Raw genomic sequence first — 23,901 nt, forward strand, 5'->3', positions numbered from 1 at the left:
TTAGTCTTAAATCTTATTATAGTAAACCATCATCAGTATATTTTTGAGATTTTTCATACATATAATTTCTAATTTGTTCCTTAATGTCATCTTCATGTTCATCTAAAAATTCATATTCATCCTCATAGTCTAAACCTAAACTAGCAACTTCCTGTTGAATTGCAGTATTAATAAAGTTTTCTGTATTTTCACTATCGTCAATAAAGCTAATATCAGTTATTTCATAATCTACTCTTTCTTTTAACTTATTGATTAAATCATTTTTTAAATTATACATTACAAACCTCCAAAAATTTAGTAATTAATTTATTGTTTTTACCTAGCTAATAGATTTATAAAAAATATATTAAGCTATACATAATATTGATTTTCTAATTATAAAAAACAAGACATGGAAACTAAAAATCCATGCCATTTTTACTTATGACTTAATTTATCATATATTTACTTGTAATCTCAACACCAATAATATGTATGGTGGAGATGGTGGGAGTTGAACCCACGTCCGAAAATATATCCAAGGGAATCTCTCCGAGCGCAGTTAATTGTATTAAGTTCCCCTCAACACTAAACAATTAACAAATTATTGTATCGGGTATCTTCTTATAGGAAGTTGAGTCGAAGAACTCTCAACTAACGTTCTCGCTAATAATGAAGTCAGATTTAAGCTGCGAGAAAGCTTAAATGGACTATTAGGCTGCTATTAAGCAGCTAATGCTAAATTATTATCTTCAGCGTTTATATTTATTTGCCCATGTTTAACGTTTTTAGACGAAAACGGCTCGCTATTCCAGATTCAATATCCCCGTCGAAACCAGTGTCATCCCCGTGCATAACTATTATAACATTTTTAAGGGAAAATTTCTATTGTTAATGGCTAGTTTTACAAGTCATTAAAGTATATACTATAATAGAGTTTGCATGGAGGAAAATATGAATAAAAAATTTATGATAATAGATGGCTCTAGTCTAATTTTTAGAGCGTTTTATGCTATAAGAAACCTTACAACTAAAGATGGAATTTTCACAAATGGAGTTTATGGTTTTTTAAATATGTACTATAGAGTAGTAGATGAATATAAACCTGATAATATTTGTGTAGTATTTGACAAATCGGCTCCAACATTTAGACATGAGGACTATGAAGCATACAAAGGTCATAGAGACAAGGCGCCATCTGAACTTAGCAGTCAATTTGGTATTTTAAAGGATATTTTAAACTCTTTAAATGTTAAATTTGAAGAGCAAGATGGCTATGAAGCAGATGATATTGCAGGAACTTTAGCTAAAAAAGCCCAAGAAGAAAATTATGACACAATACTCGTTACCGGAGACAAGGATTATTTACAATTAGTTGATGAGAATATAAAAGTTCTGTTAACTAGAAGAGGTATTACAGATGTAGATGAGTATAATGAAGAATCTGTAGAGGAAAAATACGAATTAAAACCAATTCAATTAATTGATGTTAAGGGTTTAATGGGAGATCCATCGGATAATATTCCAGGTGTACCAGGAGTGGGAGAAAAAACAGCCTTAAAACTTATACGTGAATATGATTCTATTGAAAATGTATATGCTAATATAGACAATATTTCCGGAAAAGCCTTGAAGAAGAAATTAGAGGAGAATGAAACTTTAGCATATTTAAGTAAAAAACTAGGGACTATTTTTTTAGAAGTGCCAATGGATATTGATATAGAAAAATATAAAATAGAAGAGCCAAATTATGAAGAATTAAAAGAAAAATATGAAAAGTTAGAGTTTAATTCCTTTATAAAAAAATTACCGACAGAGGAAATTGAATATGAAGAGGACTTTGAATATGTTTTTATTAAAGATTCATCAAAAATATTAGATAAGTTAAAGAAGAGTAAAAAAGATTTTGCCTTTCATCTATTTTACAATGGAAGTAATTACATTCATAGTAAGCCGGAAATTCTTTCTTTTAAAATCATAGGTGAAGAAAAAGTATATATATATATTTTAAAAGATGAAAAAGAACTACTGGACTTTAAAGAAATCTTTGAAAATAATTCCATTACTAAACTAAGTTACGATTTAAAGTCGGATATATATTATTTACTTAGAAACGGTATCGATTTAAAAGTTCCCTATGAGGATTTAACTGTTGCAGAATATTTAATAGATCCATCTAAGAATTCATACGATATAGACAAAACTGCAAAGCTTTATTTAAATAGAGACTTGTTTTCAAATGAAGAAATATTTGGTAAGGGAAAGAAAAAGAAAAATTTAGCTGATATTGAAGAAGAACAATTAGGTAATTATATAGGAATGTATATGTCTGTTACTGAAGATTTAAGAAAAACTTTGACAGAGATCATTGAAGAAAGACAAATGCATGATTTATACTTTAATGTGGAACTTCCTCTTATTAAAGTGTTGGCTAGTATGGAAGTTGAAGGCTTTGAAGTAGATGCTGGTTATTTAACGGATTTAGGGGATAAATTCAACGAGGAAATACTGGAATTAGAAGAAAAAATCTACGAAGATGCAGGAATGGAATTTAATATTAACAGTCCTAAACAATTAGGAGAAGTTCTTTTCGATAAACTACAATTACCTGTAATTAAGAAAACTAAAACAGGATATTCTACCGATGCAGAAGTGTTGGATAAATTAAAGGGAAGTCATAAGATAATAGAAAGAATTTTACGATATAGAACAGTAAAAAAACTTACTACTACCTATATAGATGGACTTATAAAATTAATTGGAGAAGACGGTAGAATTCATTCTACCTTTAATCAAACTATAGCTGTTACAGGAAGAATTAGCTCCATTGACCCAAACCTACAAAATATTCCTGTGAAAACCGAAGAAGGTAGACTTATTAGAAAGGCCTTTGTAGCCGGAGAAGGTAAAAAACTAGTTGACGCTGACTATTCACAAATAGAGTTAAGGGTTCTTGCCCATCTGGCAAATGATGAAGTAATGTTGCAGTTTTTTAAAGAAGGTCTTGATATTCACAGAAAAACAGCTTCGGAAGTATTCAATGTAGATTTTGATAAAGTTACTTCTTTAGACAGATCAAATGCAAAAGCAGTGAATTTTGGAATTGTATATGGTATTGGAGACTATAGCCTATCACAAGATTTGAATATTACTAGAAAAGAAGCAAGGGAATATATAGAAAATTATTTAAATACCTACAAAGGTATAAAAAAATATATGGAAGAAATTGTAGAAGTTGGTAAAGAACAAGGCTATGTTGAAACAATTATGCACAGAAGACGATATATTCCAGAGCTTAACTCGAAAAATTTCAATATTAGAGGATTTGGTGAAAGAGTAGCCTTAAATACTCCAATACAGGGTTCGGCAGCAGATATTATAAAAATTGCAATGATTGAAGTTTACAATAAATTAAAAGAAAAAAACTTAAAGTCTAAGTTGATTTTACAAGTTCATGACGAATTGATTATAGAGGCTACTGAAGATGAAGTAGAAGAAGTTACCAACCTATTAAAAGAAATTATGGAAAATGCAGTAAAATTAAAAGTTGATTTAAAAGTAGATATTAATATAGGCGATAGTTGGTATGAATCAAAATAAAAAAATATTTATTATTACAGGAACCATTAGTTCAGGGAAAAGCACCTTTTCAAATATTTTAAGACAAAAAGGCTTTAAAGTAATAGATGCAGATAAAATTGTTCACGAATTATATGATGAAGATTCTATGAAAAAACAGTTGACTCTTAATTTTGGAAATACTATTCTAGTAGATGGGAATATTAACAGAAAGATATTAGGTAATATTGTTTTTAATAATGAGGAGAAAAAACAACTATTGGAAACTATAGTACATCCTAGGGTATTAGACAGGATTATTGAGTATATTTCCAATAGTAATGACAATATTTTTATTGAAATTCCCTTATATTATAAGGTAGAAAAAGAATTAATAAAAAAAATTAACAATTATAAACTAATATTAATAACAATAGAAAAAGAAATACAAATAGAAAGACTTATAAAAAGAAATAATATTACTAGAAAAGAAGCTATGGTTTTAATAGACAATATTGAGGATACAAGTAAATTTTCTAAAAAAGTCGATTATACTATAGAAAACAATGGAAATTTAGAGGATTTTAAGCTAAAAATAGAAAAATTTTTAATAGCGGAGAGATTAGATGAAAGTAATAAAGAAAATATTTAAGTTGCTGCTTGCGTTAATAATAGTTGCAATTTTAGCAAGTTTTGCAGTAGTGGCTTATGGAACATCCAGCAGACCTGTGGAATACATGGAGTATGTTAATAAATATTCTGAAGAATACAATGTAGATCCGCTATTGGTATTATCCGTAATTAAAGTAGAAAGTAACTTTAAGACAGATGCACAGTCCCCTATGAATGCTATTGGACTAATGCAAATCGTACCGGAAACTGCTGAATGGATAACAGATAAAATGAAAATAGACTATGATGAAAGTATGCTAAAAGATCCGGAAACAAATATTAACATAGGAACTTATTATTTATCCTACTTAATAAACCATTTTAAAGATGTTGATTTAGCAATTGTTGCCTACAACGGTGGAATGGGAAATGTACAGGAGTGGATTGACACTGAAATAGTTGGTAAAAATGGCAAAGGATTGGAAAATATACCAATTGATGAAGCCAGGTATTATATTGTTAAAGTAAACAATAACTATGAAGCTTATAAGAAACTTTACGGAGATACAAAATTAGAAGATGGCATACAGAAATCTCCAAAAACTTGGCTAAACAATTATTTTATTCAGATAAAGGATTTAATAAGTAATTTTTAGAAATATTTGATATAATAATGTATTATATACAGCATGCAGAGATGGTGGAATTGGTATACACGCTATCTTGAGGGGGTAGTGAGGATAACTCATGAGGGTTCAAATCCCTTTCTCTGCACCAGTATGTAAAAATAGAAAGGTAGGGGTGTTATGGATAGTAGAGAGTTAACCTTTAAAGGCGGAGTTCATATGCACGACTTTAAAGAATTAACAAACAAATATTCAATTGAAACTGGTCCGAATGTAGAGACTGTTACAATAGCACTTCATCAACATACAGGTGCTCCATGTGAGCCATTAGTAAAAATTGGTGATGAGGTAAAGGTTGGACAAAAAATCGGCGATGCTGATGCTACAATTACTGCTCCAGTACATTCAAGTGTAAGCGGAGTTGTTAAACAAATTGTAGAAATAACAACAGTAAGTGGCGTTAAAACTAAGGCCATAGTAATAGAGTCCGATGGTAAAAATGAAATTGGATATGAACCTTATAACGATGACTATACAAAACTTGAACCAAAAGAAATAGTTAGAAGAGTAAGGGAAGCGGGAATTGTTGGTTTAGGTGGAGCAGGATTTCCTACCCATGTGAAAATTAACAAAAATCCTAAGGATACAATCAATCATGTATTAGTAAATGGTGCTGAATGTGAGCCATATTTAACTGGTGATCAAGTTACAATGGAAGAATATCCTGAAAAAGTAGTTATAGGTTTAGATATAGTAATGAAGGCCATGGGAGCTCCAAACGGTTACATAGGCATTGAAAACAACAAGCCGGAAGCTATAAAAAGGGTTTCTGAGGAGGCTAAAAAACTTAGTGGAATTAAGGTAAGTGTACTTAAAACAAAATATCCTCAGGGAGACCAAAGAAGACTTATAGATTCAATACTAGGAATGAAAATGCCATCTTCATTAAGAAGTACAGAAGAAGGTGTTCAAGTAATAAATTCCAGTACTGCAGCTGCAATATATGATGCGGTAATTTTAGGAAAGCCTTTATATGAAAAGGTTGTCACCGTTACAGGGTCGGCAATTGCAAACCCTAAAAACTTACTTGTAAAAGTTGGAACTTCATTAAAAGAAGTTTTGGAATACTGTGGTGGATTTAAAGAAGAGCCTGGAAAAATAATCATAGGTGGACCTATGATGGGAGAAGCACAATTTACAATAGATTCTCCAACTTTAAAGGCAAATGGTGGAATCATTGTTATGAATAAGGAAGAAGCAAAACCACCGGTAATTACTGCATGTATTAAATGTGGAAAATGTGTAGATGTTTGTCCTGTATATCTAATGCCTTTATATTTACAGCAAAATGTATTAAATAATAGGTTTGAAGAGGCTGAAAAGCTTAATATAATGGATTGTATTGAATGTGGCTCATGTTCATACGTATGCCCTTCAAAACGTCCTTTAGTAGAAGCAATTAGACATGGAAAACGAGAGCTTAGAGCAGCATCAACTAAAAAGTAAGGAGGTATATTGTGGATAAGGAAAATATAAAAGTAAGTGAAACAAATTTCGATAATATTTTGACTGTGTCAGCAACACCACATATAAGATCTTCTGAAACCAGTTCTAGGATTATGTTAGATGTAGTGATTGCTTTAGTACCTGCCCTAATTGCTGGGACTTATTTTTTTGGATTAAGAGCATTAATGCTTGTTTTGGTTTCAGTTGCAGCAGCAGTGTTATCTGAATTTGTTTTTCAAAAAATAACTAAAAAGGAAAGTACAATAACGGATTTATCGGCAGTAGTAACAGGTATATTAGTAGCTTTTAACGTACCGTCAACATTACCATTCTATATGGTAGCATTTGGCAGTTTTTTTGCAATAGTAGTAGTTAAGCAATTATTTGGTGGAATAGGTAGTAACTTTATGAACCCTGCCTTAGCAGCAAGGGCGGCTTTAATGGCTTCATGGCCAAAAGAAATGGCTAATTTCGTTGCACCAGGTGCAGATGCTATTTCTACAGCAACTCCATTAAGTGGTGGTGAAGCAGTTACTTTAATGGATGCATTTATAGGGAAAATGCCAGGTACTATTGGAGAGGTTTCTGCTATTTGTCTATTAATAGGGGCTGCGTATCTATTAGTAAGAAAGGTAATATCTATAAGAATACCTTTGGTATATATATTATCAACCGTGGTATTTTTATTTGCTTTTGGAATTCCTGCAAATAAATTATTAGACCAAGTTTTATACGGTGGATTAATTTTAGGAGCATTTTTCATGGCTACAGATTATGTAACGGCACCTGTAAGTAAAAAGGGACAAGTGATTTTTGCCCTTGGTTGTGGATTGATTACAGCGGCTATTAGAATGTTTGGCTCTTTACCGGAAGGAGTTTCCTATTCTATTTTAGTAATGAATGTGGCTACACCATTAATAGAAAAGTTTACAACTCCTAAGGCATATGGAAAAGGAGGTAAGAAATAATGAGAAATACTGTGATTTTAGCAGTTAAATTATTTGTTATTACAGCTGTTGCAACAGCGGTATTAGCTGTAGTAAACGGAATGACATCTCCTATTGTTACTGAAAGAGAAGCAAAAGAATATAGTGATTCACTTAAGGAAGTTTTTGAAACAGCCGATGATTTTAAATCCTTAAGTGAAATTGACAAGGATAAATACACAAAAGTTGTAGAAGGAAATGAAAATATAGAGGATATAGTTTTAGCTTATTCCGGTGGAGAAGAAGTTGGTTATGTATTTAAAGTCAACGGAAAAGGCTATGGTGGACCTATTACCTTTGTAATAGGAGTAGATAAGGAAGCTACAATACTAGGGTATAAAGTTTTAATATCTTCTGAAACAAAGGGCTTTGGTAGCCAAGTTGCAGAAGAGCCGTTTATTTCATCGGTTGTAGGAAATAAAATCGACCAAGAAATAGTATCAGCGTCAAATCCTAGTACAGACTACGATATTCAAGCAATATCTGGAACGACTTTATCTGTTAAAGGTATTCTTAGTGGATTAAACGGAGCTGTAGAAGCTTTATCAGAGCTAGGAATATAAGGAGGAAATTATGAGTATTAAGAAACTATTTAAAGATGGGATTATAAAAAATAATCCGGTACTTATTCAACTTGTAGGACTATGTTCTGTTTTAGGTGTTAGTACATCTGTAATTAATGCTTTAGGAATGGGAATATCCTTAATGGTGGTTTTAACATTATCAAATCTTGTTATTTCACTACTTAGAAATTTCATTCCTGACGATATAAGAATTCCATGCTACATAGTTGTAATTGCTACATTCGTAACAGTAGTAGATATGGTTATTAAAGCTTATTTACCACCACTATACGATGCATTAGGAATATTCATACCGTTAATAGTTGTTAACTGTATTATATTAGCAAGAGCTGAAGGATTTGCAAGTAGTCATGGACCGTTGGTATCAATAATGGATGGTATAGCAAACGGAATTGGATATACAGTAGTTATAACTATTTTAGCATTTTTCAGAGAAGTATTAGGAGCTGGTTCTATTTTTGGCTATGAATTCTTATCTGGGGAAACAATCAAACCTATAGGAATTATTGCTCAAGCACCTGGTTCATTTATACTCTTAGGTTGCATACTAGCAACTTTTAACTTTGTAATGAGTAGAAAAGAGAAGAAAGCAAAGGAGGATAATTAAGAATGGAATTATTATCAAGTATTTTTAAAATATTGGTATTATATATATTTGTAAACAACTATGTATTAGGTCAATTCTTAGGTATTTGTCCTCTAATAGGAGTTTCTACAAAAACGGAAACTGCTGCAGGAATGGGGCTTGCTGTAACATTTGTTATTACAATGGCTTCTATAGTAACTTATTTTATACAGTATTTTTTATTAGAACGTTTCAATTTACAATACACACAAACTATAGTGTTTATTTTAGTAATAGCAACATTAGTGCAATTTGTTGAAATGGTTTTAAAGAAAATGACACCGGGTTTATACAGTGCATTAGGAGTATTTTTGCCATTAATAACAACAAACTGTGTAGTTCTTGGTGTAGCAATTGCTAATATTCAAGAAGGTTATAATTTAATTGAGACAGTTGCATCAGCTTTAGGTTCTTCAATAGGATTTTTTATTGCTATAGTTTTACTGTCAGCAATTAGAGAAAAACTAGAACTTGCAGACGTACCAAAAGCTTTTAAGGGAGTACCTATTGCTTTGGTAGCTATTGGTTTAATGGCAATGGCATTTCTAGGTTTTTCAGGTTTGGTATAGGAGGTAGCTATGGATTTAAACAGTATTTTAATTGCCGTAGGGGTGTTAGGAGTCTTAGCAATAATTTTTGCTATAATTCTTGGTTTTGCTTCAAATGTTTTTCACGTTCCTGTAGATGAAAGAGTTGAAGCTGTAAGAAATGAGCTACCTGGAGCAAACTGTGGAGCTTGTGGATTTCCCGGCTGTGACGGTTTAGCTAATGCAATTATATATGATGGTGCACCTTTATCTGCATGTCCAGTAGGTGGTGCAGACTTAACAGAGAGACTATCTGCACTATTAGGAGCAAATGCCTCAGCTGCAGATAAAAAGGTTGCCTATGTAAAATGTCAAGGGACAACAGAATTGGCAAAGGATAAATTTGAATATATTGGAATTCCTGACTGTAGAGCGGACCAAGCACTACAAGGAGGACATAAGTCCTGTGCTTATGGTTGTCTTGGATGTGGTACTTGTGTTGAACAATGTCAATTTGATGCACTACATATTATTGATGGTATTGCAAAGGTTGATAAGGAAAAATGTACAGCCTGTGAAATGTGTATAGCAGTTTGTCCAAGAAATTTAATTGAACTAATATCTTATGAGCAAGAGGTTGCAGTTCTTTGTAATAGTTTAGACAAGGGTAAAGATGTAAGACCAAGTTGCGATGTAGGCTGTATTGCATGTAAAATATGCGAAAGAAACTGTCCTGTAGATGCAATAACTGTTACAAATAATCTAGCTTATATAGATGAAGATATCTGTATAAATTGTGGAATGTGTATAGTTAAATGTCCACAGAATTCAATAAAGGATTTTGAAGGTGCCTTTGATATTAAAAAGGATTTAGTTCACAATTAATATATATTTTTAAAAGGGAGAATCGTTGGATTCTCTTTTTTATTACCTTGTAAAAGGTATTTTTTAATGATAAACTATTTAAAGAATATTTAAAGAGGTTAATAATGACAAAAGGCGATAAAATAGTGATTTTGTTCATTTTTATTTTATCAATTTCATTATTTTTTATAATAAATTTAACAAATGTAAATAGTGGAAATAAATATGTAAGCGTTCAAATAAACGGAGAAGAAGTAAAGCAAATTACCTTTGGAAATTCTTCTAAAAAAACATATCCAATAAAAAGTAAATTTGGAGAAAATGTTTTAGAAATTAATAAGGATAAGGTGCGAGTTATTGAGGCTAGTTGCCCAGATAAACTAGATGTAAAACAGGGTTATATTAAAAATATAGGAGAAATAATAGTGTGTGTTCCAAATAGGTTGGTTATTGAAATAAAAAGCGATAAAGATTTATTGGATTTAGACGCTACAATATATTAAAATGAGAAAATTTATTTTTCTATCATTGTTAACGACTCTTTCTTTGGTTATTTCTTTATTTGAAAGTATAATTCCTCTTCCAATACCCTTTCCAGGGGCTAAATTAGGGTTGTCAAATATTGTAATATTAGTAACTTTAATATGCTTTGGTTTTAAAGAATCTTTAATAGTATCTATTTTAAAGTCGTTCTTACAGGTATTGGTAGTAGGTAATCTTAGTTCATTGCCCTATAGTCTTATAGGAACAGTATTTAGTGCAGTTACAATGGCAATTTCTTATAAATATCTATCAAGTAAATTAAGTTTAATAGGGGTAAGTGAATTAGGAGCTTTTGCTTTTAATATTGGACAAATATTAGTAGCAAGTTTAGTATTAAACAATTTTAAAATTTTCACATATTTACCATTCTTAACTTTTATAGGAATATTTACAGGTTATTTTGTTGGATTGTCATCTAAATTTGTTTCTAAAAAACTTTTAAGGGTGTTAAACAATAATGGAAAATCAAAAATATAATAATGAATATAGATTAAGAATAAGAGATTTAAAGGATGAGGACAAGCCTAGGGAAAAGTTGGCTTTACATGGTGTAGGCTACCTATCCGACGAAGAATTATTAGCCGTTATTCTAGGGACGGGTTCTAAAAAACATAATGCAATTGAGCTTGCAAGAAATATTTTAAATATTATGAAAAAAGAATGCAATCACATGGATATTTCATTAAACGAATTAATGGAAATTGAAGGTGTAGGCATTTCAAAGGCGAGTAAAATCATTGCAGCCTTAGAATTGTCTAAAAGGTTAAATATAAGAAAGTCATTTAATGAATATACAATTAATAGTCCAAATTCAGTTGCTAATATTTTTATGGAAGAATTAAGAAATAAATTAAAAGAGTGTTTTTATATTTTATTGTTAAATACTAAAAATAAAATAATTTCTAAGGAATTAATTTCTGAAGGAACATTAAACAGCTCTTTAGTACATCCAAGAGAGGTTTTCAAACAAGCTATAAAGAAAAGTGCAAATTCTATTATACTTGTACATAATCATCCAAGTGGGGATGTTACGCCGAGTAAGGATGATATTCAGATTACTAGACGATTAGTTGAAACGGGAAAAATAGTAGGAATTCAAGTTTTGGACCATCTTATAATTGGCGATGGCCAATTTTTAAGTTTAAAAGAGAAAGAATATTTTTAAGGAGTAAAAAATGCCATCATTTTTTAAAATTTTTGCAAGGGATTTGGGAATAGATTTAGGTACGGCAAATACTGTAATTTCCGATATAAATGGAAATGTATTAATTAACGAGCCTTCCGTTGTAGCTATAGACTTAACAACATATGAATTACTAGCTGTTGGTATTGAAGCAAAAAATATGCTTGGAAAAACTCCGGAAAATATTATGGCTGTAAGACCATTGGAAAATGGTGCTATTGCAGACTTTGAATTAACAAGAGCCATGTTGTCATACTTTATAAAAAAAGCTGTTAAGGGTTTTACACTTATTCAACCAAGAGCTGTAGTAACTGTGCCTTCTTTTTTAACTGATATTGAAAGAAGGGCAGTGGAAGATGTAGTAATATACGCTGGTTGTAGGGATGTTGTTCTAGTAGAGGAGAATATAGCTTCTGCATTAGGTATAGGATATGATATAAATAAACCACAGGGAAATCTAATAGTTAATATAGGAGCTGGGACAATTCAAACTTCAATAGTGTCTTTAGCTGGAGTAGTAGCTTCTGATGCTGTAAAATACGGTGGAGATAATGTTGATAGAAATATAAGAAATTATGTTAAGAAAACATATAATTTTTTAGTTGGAAACACCACTTGTGAATATTTAAAAAACAATATATGTTCATTAAAAACGGAAAATCAATCTAGAAAAGCAAGTATTAGTGGAAAGGATCTTATTACCGGTATGCCAAAAGTAGTAGAGGTTTCGGCTGCTGATTTATTAGACTGTGTTATGCCATTAGTAAATGAAACTCTTTCTTCAATAAGAACTGTTTTAGAAAAAACACCACCGGAAATTTCAGGAGAGGTAGTTTTAAATGGAATGGTTATTTGTGGAGGATTAGCAAATCTTGAAGGATTCGCAGAGACTATAAGAGAAAATATTTTAATTGAAACTAAGGTAAGTGAAAATCCCATAGATGTAACAGGTATTGGAATAGGTAAGGCCATAGAAATCATAACAAAGAAAAGAAAATTATTTATTAGGAAGAAAAATGAACAATAGTTTTAGAAATAATAATAAAAAAAGAAGATATGTTATTTTTATTACAACAGTTTTGTTTTTAATATCATTAATTGTTACAAGTAAGGGAAATAATAGATTATTATCCTTTGGAGGTAATATTATAGGAACTGTTACTACTCCTATAACCAAAGTTGTGTATTTTACATCCTCGAAACTAATTGATGGACTTGAATTTTTATTTGGTTCAGCTGATATGAGAAAAGAAAATGCTGACTTAAATGCAGAAAATGCAATATTAAAAAAACAAGTTGAAAATATGGAAATGGTTATAAACAATGAAGAATATTTAAAAACAGAATATGATTTAATAAAAAAAGACAAAAAGGATTATACAAAAGCATATATAGTTGGAGTGGATTCTTCCAATGTTTATGATAGATTTACAATAGATAAGGGTACGGTTAGTGGTGTTAAAGAAAAAGATACCATTGTACAAGGTGTAATGGGGGAAGAAGGAACAATAGTGCAAGGTCTTATTGGTACTGTAGTAGATGTTGGACTAAATTATGCTAAGGTTTCTTCAATAACAGATCCTAGTGCAGGTGTTTCCTTTAGAACCTCTAAATCCGGAGAAATAGGAGTAATAACAGGTGGAAGCAAAAACAAGATTGAAGGTAGAATGTATAGAACAGAAGCCGATGTTACTTCAGGAGATGCAATTTATACTTCCGGACTAGGTGGAGTATACCCTCCAAATTTATATATTGGAAAAATAAAGGAAGTAATTAAAGACGAAAGTGATACTGAAAAAAAGATTATAGTTGAATCACCTGTAGACTTTAATAATATTTATAGAGTTTTAATTTTAAAAAACGAACAGGAATTAGACGATGAATAGATTTAAAATAGTAGTTGTAGTTTTAATAAATTTAATATTACAGTCAACATTATTTTCTAGAATTGATGTGTTGTCAGTTCATGCAAATATTTCAATACCTGTAGTTGTTAGTTTAGCAATAGGATTTGGACCTTATGTTGGTGGATTTGGTGGATTAATAATAGGGCTTATAGAGGATATTTTATTTTCTAAAGTCCTTGGTATTAGAGCGTTGATGTACTTTATTATTGGATTTTTAATAGGGAATTCTGAAGCTGGAATAAATAAAGAGGATATACGAACAGGAATTATACTAACAGCTGTATCTACAGTGGGAAATTTTTTAGGAAATTCTATAATTATAAAAATAATAGGAGATAAAGTTTCAATTTTAAGTTATTTACTAGGTCCGATTTTCATAGAGGTAATTCTTAATTCCCTATTATATATACTGGTCTTTTATTTATTTAAAAAAATATTTGAATTTCCTAGATTTAGATTGTAGTTGGTGTTTATATGAATAGTATAAAAAAAATAATTAGAAAGTTTTTTAAGAACATTGAAGGAAAGGATAGATTTTACGCTATAAAAATAATTCTTTTTATTACAATGTTTTTACTTTTTATAAGGCTTGCTTATTTAACCATAATAAAAGGTAATTATTACAGAGATATTTCTGAAAATTCAAGAATTAGAGAAGTTGAAATAATAGCTCCTAGAGGCAATATTTATGACCGAAATGGAGATGTATTAGCAGGAAATAAAACCGTATATACAGCTTCTATTATGAAAGATGAATTTACATTATTAAAGACAGAAGAAAAAAATAAAAATCTTCTTAAATTAAGTAGATATTTGGATTTAGATGGTGCTACTTATAATATAGAATATCCTATATCCTATAATATTATTTCATATAAGGATAAAGAGGATTATATATCTGAAGATGAAAGTCCAATAGAAAAAACCATTAGGATAATTATTGAAAATGATCTTGTATCAACTCTTGTTAAAGAAGAGTATACTGAAGACACTAAAAATGGTGAATATAGGTATAGGGTAGTTGATTCAATTATTAAAAGTATAAAAAACAAAGGTTTTAGTTTGCCATTAAGCTCCGGCTTGGATAAATTAGAGTTTGAAGATGTTGAAAATAATGAGTTTTTAAATAGCAACGGATATGAGAAAAATCAAAATCCGTATGATTTTTTAGCAAATTATTCTAAACAGGATGAAGGAATTATTCGTAATATATTAAATCATCCCGTTGGAAGAAAAATTGCCTATGATATTTTAAAAGAGAATAAATTAGAAGATAATTTAACAATAAAGAAACTAGGCTTTCAAGATGAAGAATCCTTGTTGGAAATAAAGTCAACTCTTTCAAAAAATCATTCAGGAATTACATTGGATTCAGATGCCAAGGATGATTTTGTTGAAATTGTTAAAGATTCCAGTATATCTCAACTATTGGATAATGTAACTTTAAATGCAGGTTCTGAAGACGATAATGTTGTTGTACCAGCAAGAATTGCTTTAGATATTTTGAAAAAAAATAGAGTTGATAATGATATAGTTGTTGATATTGATGAAACAAACAAAAACAATCCAGTTACAGAAATAAGATATAGGACAGATGATAAAAACAAAGATATTAATGCCAAGGATTCATTGATAAAATTACTAATTGAAAATGACCTTTTAGAAGAATTTGTAACATCGGATAAAATAAAATTTATTGCACAAAAAATAAATACTGAATTAAATATTACTCCTCAAATCTCGGTAGTTGATTGGGTATATTCATATGAAAAAAATATTTCAGATTTATATGAAAGATATAAAGTTGATGAAGAGGATGGAGTAAAGGAATTATATAATGCAATAAAGAAAAACTATGAAATAAAAAAATATTCAGATTATGATGTATATAATATTATAAAAATCTATGATTTAATTGAAAAACATGGAGATTTAAGATATGTTCCCTTAGATTTAACCTATAATATAAGCGAAGTTACATTTTCTAAAATAGAAGAGAACTTTACAGATGATTCTGGTATTTTTGTTGATTCAGAATCTATTAGATACTATCCTTATGGAGAACTAGCCTCTCATGTTATAGGCTACATGGGGAAAATTTCAACAGAAAGTGAAATTAATACCTATTTAAAAGAAGAAAAGTATAATGCAGAATCTCTAATAGGAAAAACTGGAATAGAAGAAAGTCAGGAACTACAATTAAAGGGCGAAAATGGCTTTAAAAGGGTAATGGTAGATAATAGAGGAAATACTACAGAAGTTCTTGGCGAAACCAAATCTGTACCAGGTAAGGACGTATACACATCAATTGATAGGAAGATACAACTAGCAACTGAAAATGCCTTAAAAGAGACTATTTCATCCCTAACGGGAGATAATGTGTTTAACTCTGATTGGGGAGATGTTAATTTAGTTAATTCTTCAGCAGGTCAATACAAGGATGCAACTAGTGGTGCTGTTGTGGTTTTAGATGCAAAAACAGGGCAACTTGTTGCAATGGCAAATGAACCTAGCGTTAACTTAAATATGTTTTCAACAGGTATTTCATCAAGTGATTGGAAAAATTTATTTCCTAAGGATGAAAGGGATATGTTTGCACCTAGACCTTTATTAAATATAGCAATGCAGTCAGCAATACAACCTGGTTCAACATTTAAATTAGCTACAGCCTTAGCCGGATTAAGTTCAGGACTAAATCCGGATCATCCTATAAATTGTCCTGGACACATTAAAGTAGGAGGAAGGGTCTTTCAAGATGCTGTTTGGGGAAGTCATGGTGGTATGCATGGTAATGAAACATTAAAAGATGCAATTAAGGATTCCTGTAATATTTATTTTTACAAGTTAGCCTTAGGAGAAGAAGGAAAATCCACTGATGGAGGAAAATTTAAATTAGAAGTTGATAGTATTGAAAAATATGCTAAAATGCTAGGCCTAGGGGAAAAAACAGGAATAGATATTAATATTCCGGCAGAGTCTTCAGGTATTTTACCAGATAAAAAAATAAAAAAAGCTTCTTATAGAAATCAATTTATTAATTTTTTAGAAAAGAATGCTAAAAAATCTTTAGTAGATAAAAAGACTTCAGAAGAGGAGTTAAAGGATAAAATTCTTGAAATTACTTCATGGATAGATGAGGAGATAGTTCCATCTGAATCAGAGGTAATTAAAAGGCTTAAAGAACTTGGCTTTGACCCTGATGTAGAAATAGATTCAGATGGGAGAACTTTTTCTACAAAAATTAAATATGATTATTTAGATCAATCGGAATGGTTAATAGGAGACAGTTTAAATGTTGTAATTGGGCAAGGACAAAATGCTTACACCCCGTTACAAATGGCAAGGTATATGTCAACAATTGCAAATGGCGGATATAAAAACAAAGTATCTGTTGTAGATAAGGTTGTTAATAGCAAAGATGGAGTACCTGTATATGAAAATACTCCAACATCAGAAAAAATAGATATAGATGATTATAGTTATATAGATATTATTAGGGAAGGTACTAATATGGCATCTAAAGATGCTTTAAACAGTAATGTACTTGGAAAGCTACCATTTGAAATGGGAATAAAATCCGGTACAGCAGAAACTGGATTAAAAAACCCTGTAACAGGTAAAGACTATAGCGATCATGGTTGGATGATAGGCTTTGCTCCCTATGATGATCCACAATATGTTGTTGCGGCAGTAGTAATTCAAGCGGGAACAAGTCAAAATATAACCCCGTTAATGAGAGAGGTTTTAGGGGCTGCTATGAATGTTTATCCATCTACTAGTACTAACTCCAACAATGATAATTATGATGATAATGATGACGATGAAATAAGAGATGATGAATAGAGGGTAAGATGAAAAAGATTTATATTTCATCTGAGGATAAAACTAGAAAGTACTTGTATATTTCAAGCCTTTCTAGTTTTTTATCTAAGGATAAGAGAGTTTTAATAATAAACATGGAAAATAATAGGGGTTTAGAGATTTATTTTAAAATTGAAGATTATATAATCTATGATTATTTAGATTATTTTTCAGGTATTTGTGATTTAGACCAAGCTACTTTAGAATTAAAGGATAGTTTAATGATTATGTCTAGTGCCTATAAACCCGATAAGTATACTATGACAGATGAAGATTTTAATAAAATAGATAATATTTTAGAATTTGATTATATTTTAATAAATTCTGATTTAAAAGTTTTAGACAGTTTAAAAGATGTAGATATTATTACAGATTATATTCTAGAAAATAACTTTAAAAACAAATATTTCATAAACAATATTGCCATTAATAAAAAAATAAATTCAAAAGCCAAAAAATCCTTAGATGAAGAAAATTATAAAATAATAGGAGAAATTAAAATAGATTCAAATACAAAAGAAGAGTTTCTAAATGAAATATGGAAGGTTTATTTGGGACAAGGTAAATATGAAATTCAAAAAAGTTTCTTTGAAAGGTTATTAGGAAAATAATGAATTATTATTTTGTATATAAAAATAAAAACATAATAACCATTGGCTATATTGTAAATAACAAATTAGAAGTGTTAGAAAATATAGATATCGATGAAAGAGATAGTATTTATATTGCTAAAATAATAAAAAATATCGAAAGTATTAACGGGTTTATTATTGAAATAGAAAAAGGTGTAGAGGCTTGTATTGGCAAAGGTCAAATTAGGGGAGATAAATTCTTAGGAGATGAAATATTAGTTCAGCTTTATAAAAAAACAGGAGATAATAAATTTGATAAATATACTATGGACTATAGTATAGCAGGACAAAATATAGTTTATTATCCAAATAGGGAGAAGAATAAATACTCTAGAAAAATAAATAGGAAAGACCTTATTAATTTTAAAAAGAAAATAGATAGTACAGCTAAATTTAAAGGAATTACCTTTAGAACTAATAGCATTAATATTTCTGAAGAAGAACTTTTAAAAGAATATAAGTCCCTTTTAAAAGTTGATGAATATATAAAAAAACAATCGAAATTTTTACCTATACCAAGAAAGTTGTATTCAAATCCTAAAAGTGTTTTTGAATTAATCTCAGAAGAATTTGAATATATTGTTACAAATAATAAAGAAATAAAAAATATTTTAAAAAACTATTATAATACTGAAAATGTTATTTATAATGAAGAATATGACTATAAATATGATGAAAATATTACTGAGGATTTAATTAATTTAAATTCCAAGAAAATTATTATTAAGGATAATGCAAATATTATTGTAGAAAAAACAGAAGCCCTAACGGTTATTGATGTTAATAGTGGTAGAAATGAGGACTTTCTGGAGATTAATAAACTTGCCATAAAGGAAGCCTTAAGGCAAATTAATTTAAGAAACATTCAGGGTATAATAGTAGTGGATATTATAAATATAAACAAAAAGGAATTTAAAGTATTAAATAATTTCATATTAAGGGAAATAAAAAAATATTCAAAAATAAAATATTTTGGAATTACAAAAACAGGTCTTTTAGAGTTTATTAGAACAGGAATAAATATTGACTTTTAAATATATTTAGCATATAATACTTGAGTGTGTAACCGCTCGGATTAGGTTTTAAAGCATAGCACCGAAGTCTGGCGAGTCTTAAAATAAGGAGGTGCACGTTAAATGTACGCAATAATTGAAACAGGTGGAAAACAATATAATGTAGAAGCTGGTAAAAGCTATTATATTGAAAAATTAAATGCAGAAGTTGGCGATAATGTAGAATTTGATAATGTATTATTAATAGCTGACGGAGAAGATGTAAAAGTTGGAAATCCTACAGTTTCAGGAGCTAAAATAAAGGCTACTGTAGAAGCTCATGGAAAAGGAAAGAAAATCGTAGTTTTCAAATATAAAGCAAAGAAAAACTATAGAAAGAAAAAAGGACATCGTCAACCATTTACAAAAGTTAAAATTGAATCAATAGAAGGTTAATATGATTAACATTAAAATGACTATAGATTCTAATAATAGAATTATAAAAGTAGAGTCTAAAGGCCATGGAGAATACGATGACAGTGGTAAGGACATAGTTTGTTCAGCTGTGTCGGTATATCTTATTAATACTATTAACACATTAACTGAGATTTTAAAAATATCTAATAGCATAGAATATTCTGTAGATTATGGATTATACAATTTGGTTATTGATTATAACAATATGCCAGAGGAAACTATTAGACAAACTGTACTTATAATGAATAGCTTGAAATTAGCTTTAAGTAGTATAGAAGAGAATTACAATGAATATATTAGCGTTGAATACGAGGAGGTGCGATAATATGTTAAAAATGAACTTACAACTATTTGCTAGTAAAAAGGGAGTAGGTAGTTCTAAAAACGGCCGTGATAGTGCTGCTAAAATGCTTGGTACTAAAAGAGGAGACGGACAATTTGTTCTTGCAGGAAATATTTTAGTAAGACAAAGAGGCACTAAATTTCATCCAGGTAATAATGTAGGAAAAGGTGGCGATGACACTTTATTTGCTACAATCGATGGTATAGTTAAATTCGAAAGAAAAGGAAAAGACAAAAGACAAATTTCTGTTTATCCAAGAGAAGAATTAGCGTAAAACTTTGCAACACTATTACAGTGTTGCTTTTTTTATGATTTTATATAGCTAATAAAATAAGCTAGTGTAGGTCAGGTTTATGTAAAGTTTTCCAAAAGAAAAGCTTGGCTGGGAAATGAAATAGCTATAATTAAAAAGCAAAAAGTATAATAGATAGGGATTATGTTTTAAATTTAATAGTAAATAATCGAATATGTTTTTCGTATAAATTAAAATAAATAATAAGATAGGAAATTATATAAAATATTGGGTAATATATTAAATATGTGACTATTTATATATCTATGATATATTTATATAAAGTAAAAAAGAAAGAACAGGTAGTAATATGTTTATAGATGTAGCAAAAATAGAATTAAAAGCAGGAAAGGGAGGCGATGGTGCCGTATCCTTTCGTAGAGAAAAATATGAGCCTTCAGGCGGACCATACGGTGGAGATGGTGGAAATGGAGGAAGTATTTATCTTGTAGCTAGTAATAGCATTAGAACATTAATGGACTTTAGATATAAAAGACATTATAAAGCTGAAAATGGAGAAAATGGTGGAACAAAAAAAATGTATGGCAAAAAGGGAGAAGATCTTTATTTAAAAGTTCCTGTAGGAACACTAGTAAAGGACTTTGATTCTGATCGTGTCATACATGATATGAAAGAAGATGGGGAAGTTTTTTTAATTTGTAAAGGTGGCAGAGGTGGTAGAGGAAATGCTAAGTTTGCAAGTTCAACAAGGCAAGCTCCAAGATTTGCAGAGCCTGGAACTAAAGGACAAGAAAGAACCATTAAATTGGAAATAAAGCTATTGGCAGATGTTGGATTAGTTGGCTTACCAAATGTTGGAAAATCATCTATTCTTTCAATTATTAGCGAGGCCAAACCTAAAATTGCAAACTATCATTTTACAACAATAGAACCAAATCTAGGCGTTGTTAAAGTTGGTGAAGGAGAATCCTTTGTTATAGCGGATATTCCCGGATTAATAGAAGGTGCAAGTGAAGGTGTTGGTTTAGGTTTTGATTTTTTAAAACATATTGAAAGGACTAAGGTTTTAGTTCATGTATTAGATGCTTCCGGTAGTGAAGGAAGAAATCCTGTAGAGGATTATAATACAATTAGAAAAGAAATGCTTTCTTATAATATAAAAATAGCAGATAAAAAAGAAATAATTGTAGCTAATAAAATGGATATTGAAGGAGCAAAAGAAGGTTTAGAAAAAATTAAAAAGGCCTTTCCGGACAAAATTGACGAAATTATTGAAATGTCAGCAGCTACAACTGAAGGTATAGATAAATTGAAGTATAAAATATGGGAATATATTAAAGATATAAAGTTAGAGTATGAAACATATGATGAAGAGTATATTCCGTTTGAAGAAGAAGCTGAACCGGATTATGAAGTAACTGTAAGGGAGGGTAATACTTTTATAGTAACCGGACCATTAATTGATGACCTGGTTTATAGAACTAATTTTGAGGATTATGAGGCTTTAAGACATTTCCAAAAAGTTTTAGATGACAAGGAAGTGTTTAAAAAACTAAAGGAATTGAATATTGGTAACGGAGATTTAGTAATTGTTGGAGAAATGGAATTTGAATATTTCGATTAGGAGGCTTAATGATAACAACAAAACAAAGAGCGTATTTGAAAAGCTTGGCTCATAAAATGGAACCTGTGCTATTAATAGGAAAAGGCGGAGTAACAGGTAATACTTTAAAGCAGATAGATGACCTTTTAAATAAAAGGGAGCTTATTAAAATAAAGATACTAAATAATAATTTAGATGATAAAGATGAAATTATAAATACCATACTAGATAATTTAAATGCAGAATTTGTGCAATTTATAGGATCTAAATTTATAATATACAGAGAGTCAGATGAGAAGAAAATTGAATTGCCAAAATAAAAAAATAGGCATTATGGGAGGTACCTTTGATCCCATTCATATAGGTCATTTAGTTATGGCCCAAGAGGCTTTAGAGTTTAAAAATCTAGATAGAATTATTTTTATTCCAGCAGGCTTTCCTCCTCATAAAAACAAAGAGATAACTTCTGGTCAAAAGAGATTGGAAATGGTTAATTTGGCCATTAAAGGAAATGAAAAATTTATTGTTTTAGACTATGAAGTAAAAAAAGAAACTAAGAGTTATTCAATGGAAACAATAGAATATATTAAAGAAATATATGAAGATTTCGGTATATATTTTATTATGGGAGAAGATTCCTTTATGAATATTGAAAAATGGTATAAGTATGAAGAATTTCTTTCAGAGGTTACAGTTCTTGTAGCTAGAAGATCTTTTGATAAGCTTACAGCTCTTAGGGAAAAAATAAAAAAAATAAATTTACATGGATATTTTGTTGAAGAAATACCTACAGCTTTTTTAGACATATCTTCCACAAATATTAGAAGAAAATTTAATTTGAAAAAAAATCCTAGGTATTATCTACCGGAGAAGGTTTATGACTACATTTTAAAAGAGGGCTTGTATGTTTAGTTTTGAAGAAATTAAAGAGAATTTAAAAAGAGATTTAAAGAAATCGAGATATGAACATACACTTAGAGTAGTTAATAAGGCTGAAGAAATAGCCGGTAAATATAAGCTTGACATTAATAAATGTAAACTGGCAGCACTACTTCACGATTGTGGCAAAGGAAAAGAAGAACACTATAAAAACAAGTATATTTCAGAATATAATAAGCTCATAAAGAAAGATGAATATGTAGAATTTAAAAATCCCTTTTTAGAACATTGCATAATTGGATACCTAGTAGCAAAAAATCATTATAAGGTAGAAGATAATGATGTTTTAAATGCTATATTATGGCATACTACTGGTAGACTAGGTATGACTGAAATTGAAAAGGTAATCTATTTAGCAGACAAAACAGAAAACGGTAGAGATTATCCCTCAGTAGATAAAATAAGAGAAAAGTCTTTAATAAATTTAAATGATGCTATAATATTAAGTATTAATAATAATATTAAATATTTAATAGAAAACAATCAGATTATCTCAATAAACACTATAAAATTGAGAAATGAGTTAATAGGAGGTATTAGTGGAAGATAAGGTACAATTAATTGTAAAGGCTTGCGAAGACAAGATTGGAAAAGATATTAAAATTATTGAATTAGAAAAAGGAAGAGCTATAGCTGATTATTTCATAATAGTAACGGGAAATACACCAAATCAAACTCAAGCTATTGCAGATGAAGTGGAAAAAGTTGCAATGGAAAATGAAATTGAAGTCTTTAGTAAAGAAGGTTATAGAGATGGAAATTGGATTCTAGTAGATTTAGGTGATATAATATTACATGTATTTACTCCAGAGTTTAGAGAATACTATGATTTAGAGAGATTATGGAGTAAATAGAAATAGAAATTAAAGGAGAGATTTTAATGAGCGTAGAATTTATTACAACACACAAGGCACCTGCAGCAATTGGTCCATATTCACAAGGAACTAGAGGATTAAAAGGAGCAGATGTAGTTTTAGTTTCAGGACAACTTCCAATTAAAGATGGTGAGTTAGTAAATGATGTAAAAGAAGCTACTCAAACAAGCTTAGACAATGTTTTAGCTATAGTTGAAGCAGCTGGTGGAAAATTAACAGATATTGCAAGAGTTGGTGTATTTGTTAAAAATATTGGTGATTTTGATGCAATTAACGAAGTTTATACTAATTTCTTTGGCGATCACAAACCTGCTAGAGCATTAGTAGAAGTTGCAAAACTACCTAAAGATGCTGTTATTGAAATAGAAGCTACAGCTTTAATAAATGATTCTTTAGAATAATTTTACTTATTGGAGGATAGGAGAC

General features: G+C 29.8%; 28 protein-coding genes, 1 tRNA gene, 1 other RNA gene and 1 other annotated feature. Of the genes, 28 read left to right on the plus strand and 2 right to left on the minus strand.

Annotated elements, in window-relative coordinates:
- Positions 1 to 16 precede the first annotated feature (16 nt).
- Entirely contained in the window at positions 17 to 277 is a 261-nt protein-coding gene (locus JFY71_RS07375; protein WP_243660168.1) for a hypothetical protein, read from the minus strand.
- Positions 278 to 475: 198 nt separating this feature from the next.
- Positions 476 to 828: a transfer-messenger RNA gene (gene ssrA, locus JFY71_RS07380) on the minus strand.
- Positions 829 to 933: 105 nt separating this feature from the next.
- On the opposite strand from ssrA, the gene polA reads away from it, so the two are divergent.
- The 28 genes from polA to JFY71_RS07520 all read left to right on the plus strand — a co-directional run bounded on the left by polA (position 934) and on the right by JFY71_RS07520 (position 23,876).
- Entirely contained in the window at positions 934 to 3,579 is a 2,646-nt protein-coding gene (gene polA, locus JFY71_RS07385) for a DNA polymerase I (protein ID WP_243660169.1), read from the plus strand.
- Positions 3,566 to 4,189, plus strand: a complete 624-nt coding sequence (gene coaE, locus JFY71_RS07390) for a dephospho-CoA kinase (RefSeq protein ID WP_243660170.1) — start codon at positions 3,566 to 3,568, stop codon at positions 4,187 to 4,189. Before polA ends, coaE begins: the two co-directional genes overlap by 14 nt.
- Entirely contained in the window at positions 4,164 to 4,805 is a 642-nt protein-coding gene (locus tag JFY71_RS07395; protein WP_243660171.1) for a lytic transglycosylase domain-containing protein, read from the plus strand. Before coaE ends, JFY71_RS07395 begins: the two co-directional genes overlap by 26 nt.
- Before the next feature lie 35 nt (positions 4,806 to 4,840).
- Positions 4,841 to 4,926: transfer RNA gene (locus JFY71_RS07400), tRNA-Leu, on the plus strand.
- Between the two features lie 29 nt (positions 4,927 to 4,955).
- On the plus strand, positions 4,956 to 6,281 hold the full coding sequence (rsxC, locus tag JFY71_RS07405; RefSeq protein ID WP_243660172.1) for an electron transport complex subunit RsxC: 1,326 nt from the start codon (positions 4,956 to 4,958) through the stop codon (positions 6,279 to 6,281).
- Between the two features lie 11 nt (positions 6,282 to 6,292).
- Positions 6,293 to 7,249, plus strand: coding sequence for an RnfABCDGE type electron transport complex subunit D (locus tag JFY71_RS07410; RefSeq protein WP_243660173.1), 957 nt, complete (start codon positions 6,293 to 6,295; stop codon positions 7,247 to 7,249).
- The gene (locus JFY71_RS07415; RefSeq protein ID WP_243660174.1) at positions 7,249 to 7,830 is read left to right on the plus strand and encodes an RnfABCDGE type electron transport complex subunit G; all 582 of its coding nucleotides are present in this window, start codon (positions 7,249 to 7,251) and stop codon (positions 7,828 to 7,830) included. The genes JFY71_RS07410 and JFY71_RS07415 overlap by 1 nt, the downstream gene beginning before the upstream one ends.
- Positions 7,831 to 7,840: 10 nt before the next feature.
- A complete protein-coding gene (rsxE, locus tag JFY71_RS07420; RefSeq protein WP_243660175.1) occupies positions 7,841 to 8,458 on the plus strand; it encodes an electron transport complex subunit RsxE in 618 nt (205 codons plus the stop codon).
- Positions 8,459 to 8,460: 2 nt separating this feature from the next.
- Positions 8,461 to 9,045, plus strand: a complete 585-nt coding sequence (locus JFY71_RS07425) for an electron transport complex protein RnfA (protein WP_243660176.1) — start codon at positions 8,461 to 8,463, stop codon at positions 9,043 to 9,045.
- Between the two features lie 9 nt (positions 9,046 to 9,054).
- On the plus strand, positions 9,055 to 9,888 hold the full coding sequence (locus JFY71_RS07430; RefSeq protein WP_243660177.1) for an RnfABCDGE type electron transport complex subunit B: 834 nt from the start codon (positions 9,055 to 9,057) through the stop codon (positions 9,886 to 9,888).
- A 104-nt stretch (positions 9,889 to 9,992) separates the two neighbouring features.
- Positions 9,993 to 10,370, plus strand: a complete 378-nt coding sequence (locus tag JFY71_RS07435) for a NusG domain II-containing protein (protein ID WP_243660178.1) — start codon at positions 9,993 to 9,995, stop codon at positions 10,368 to 10,370.
- Between the two features lies 1 nt (position 10,371).
- Positions 10,372 to 10,887 carry a Gx transporter family protein gene (locus JFY71_RS07440; protein WP_338041862.1) on the plus strand — a complete coding sequence of 172 codons (516 nt, stop codon included), beginning with the start codon at positions 10,372 to 10,374 and terminating at the stop codon, positions 10,885 to 10,887.
- Positions 10,868 to 11,575, plus strand: a complete 708-nt coding sequence (radC, locus tag JFY71_RS07445; protein ID WP_243660179.1) for a RadC family protein — start codon at positions 10,868 to 10,870, stop codon at positions 11,573 to 11,575. Before JFY71_RS07440 ends, radC begins: the two co-directional genes overlap by 20 nt.
- Positions 11,576 to 11,585: 10 nt before the next feature.
- Positions 11,586 to 12,620 (plus strand): rod shape-determining protein, encoded by a 1,035-nt coding sequence (mreB, locus tag JFY71_RS07450; protein ID WP_243660180.1) that lies wholly within the window; start codon positions 11,586 to 11,588, stop codon positions 12,618 to 12,620.
- A complete protein-coding gene (gene mreC, locus JFY71_RS07455; RefSeq protein ID WP_243660181.1) occupies positions 12,610 to 13,479 on the plus strand; it encodes a rod shape-determining protein MreC in 870 nt (289 codons plus the stop codon). The genes mreB and mreC overlap by 11 nt, the downstream gene beginning before the upstream one ends.
- Entirely contained in the window at positions 13,472 to 13,963 is a 492-nt protein-coding gene (gene mreD, locus JFY71_RS07460) for a rod shape-determining protein MreD (RefSeq protein ID WP_243660182.1), read from the plus strand. Before mreC ends, mreD begins: the two co-directional genes overlap by 8 nt.
- Before the next feature lie 11 nt (positions 13,964 to 13,974).
- Positions 13,975 to 17,343: a penicillin-binding transpeptidase domain-containing protein gene (locus JFY71_RS07465; RefSeq protein ID WP_243660183.1), complete on the plus strand. Its 3,369-nt coding sequence runs from the start codon at positions 13,975 to 13,977 to the stop codon at positions 17,341 to 17,343.
- 8 nt (positions 17,344 to 17,351) lie between these two features.
- Entirely contained in the window at positions 17,352 to 17,972 is a 621-nt protein-coding gene (locus JFY71_RS07470) for a P-loop NTPase family protein (RefSeq protein ID WP_243660184.1), read from the plus strand.
- Positions 17,972 to 19,027: a ribonuclease E/G gene (locus tag JFY71_RS07475; protein ID WP_243660185.1), complete on the plus strand. Its 1,056-nt coding sequence runs from the start codon at positions 17,972 to 17,974 to the stop codon at positions 19,025 to 19,027. The genes JFY71_RS07470 and JFY71_RS07475 overlap by 1 nt, the downstream gene beginning before the upstream one ends.
- A gap of 20 nt (positions 19,028 to 19,047) precedes the next feature.
- Positions 19,048 to 19,116, plus strand: a sequence feature (ribosomal protein L21 leader region).
- 13 nt (positions 19,117 to 19,129) lie between these two features.
- The gene (gene rplU / locus JFY71_RS07480; protein ID WP_243660186.1) at positions 19,130 to 19,441 is read left to right on the plus strand and encodes a 50S ribosomal protein L21; all 312 of its coding nucleotides are present in this window, start codon (positions 19,130 to 19,132) and stop codon (positions 19,439 to 19,441) included.
- 1 nt (position 19,442) lies between these two features.
- Entirely contained in the window at positions 19,443 to 19,787 is a 345-nt protein-coding gene (locus JFY71_RS07485; RefSeq protein ID WP_243660187.1) for a ribosomal-processing cysteine protease Prp, read from the plus strand.
- Position 19,788: 1 nt separating this feature from the next.
- On the plus strand, positions 19,789 to 20,079 hold the full coding sequence (gene rpmA / locus JFY71_RS07490) for a 50S ribosomal protein L27 (protein ID WP_243660188.1): 291 nt from the start codon (positions 19,789 to 19,791) through the stop codon (positions 20,077 to 20,079).
- Between the two features lie 328 nt (positions 20,080 to 20,407).
- The gene (gene obgE, locus JFY71_RS07495; protein WP_243660189.1) at positions 20,408 to 21,682 is read left to right on the plus strand and encodes a GTPase ObgE; all 1,275 of its coding nucleotides are present in this window, start codon (positions 20,408 to 20,410) and stop codon (positions 21,680 to 21,682) included.
- 8 nt (positions 21,683 to 21,690) lie between these two features.
- The gene (gene yhbY / locus JFY71_RS07500; RefSeq protein WP_243660190.1) at positions 21,691 to 21,981 is read left to right on the plus strand and encodes a ribosome assembly RNA-binding protein YhbY; all 291 of its coding nucleotides are present in this window, start codon (positions 21,691 to 21,693) and stop codon (positions 21,979 to 21,981) included.
- Positions 21,953 to 22,573, plus strand: coding sequence for a nicotinate-nucleotide adenylyltransferase (nadD, locus tag JFY71_RS07505; protein WP_243660191.1), 621 nt, complete (start codon positions 21,953 to 21,955; stop codon positions 22,571 to 22,573). Before yhbY ends, nadD begins: the two co-directional genes overlap by 29 nt.
- Positions 22,566 to 23,150 carry a bis(5'-nucleosyl)-tetraphosphatase (symmetrical) YqeK gene (gene yqeK, locus JFY71_RS07510; RefSeq protein WP_243660192.1) on the plus strand — a complete coding sequence of 195 codons (585 nt, stop codon included), beginning with the start codon at positions 22,566 to 22,568 and terminating at the stop codon, positions 23,148 to 23,150. Before nadD ends, yqeK begins: the two co-directional genes overlap by 8 nt.
- On the plus strand, positions 23,140 to 23,454 hold the full coding sequence (gene rsfS, locus JFY71_RS07515; protein WP_243660193.1) for a ribosome silencing factor: 315 nt from the start codon (positions 23,140 to 23,142) through the stop codon (positions 23,452 to 23,454). Before yqeK ends, rsfS begins: the two co-directional genes overlap by 11 nt.
- A gap of 26 nt (positions 23,455 to 23,480) precedes the next feature.
- Positions 23,481 to 23,876 (plus strand): RidA family protein, encoded by a 396-nt coding sequence (locus JFY71_RS07520; protein ID WP_243660194.1) that lies wholly within the window; start codon positions 23,481 to 23,483, stop codon positions 23,874 to 23,876.
- Positions 23,877 to 23,901: the final 25 nt, after the last annotated feature.

The organism is Miniphocaeibacter halophilus (assembly GCF_016458825.1).
GTDB lineage: Bacteria > Bacillota > Clostridia > Tissierellales > Peptoniphilaceae > Miniphocaeibacter > Miniphocaeibacter halophilus.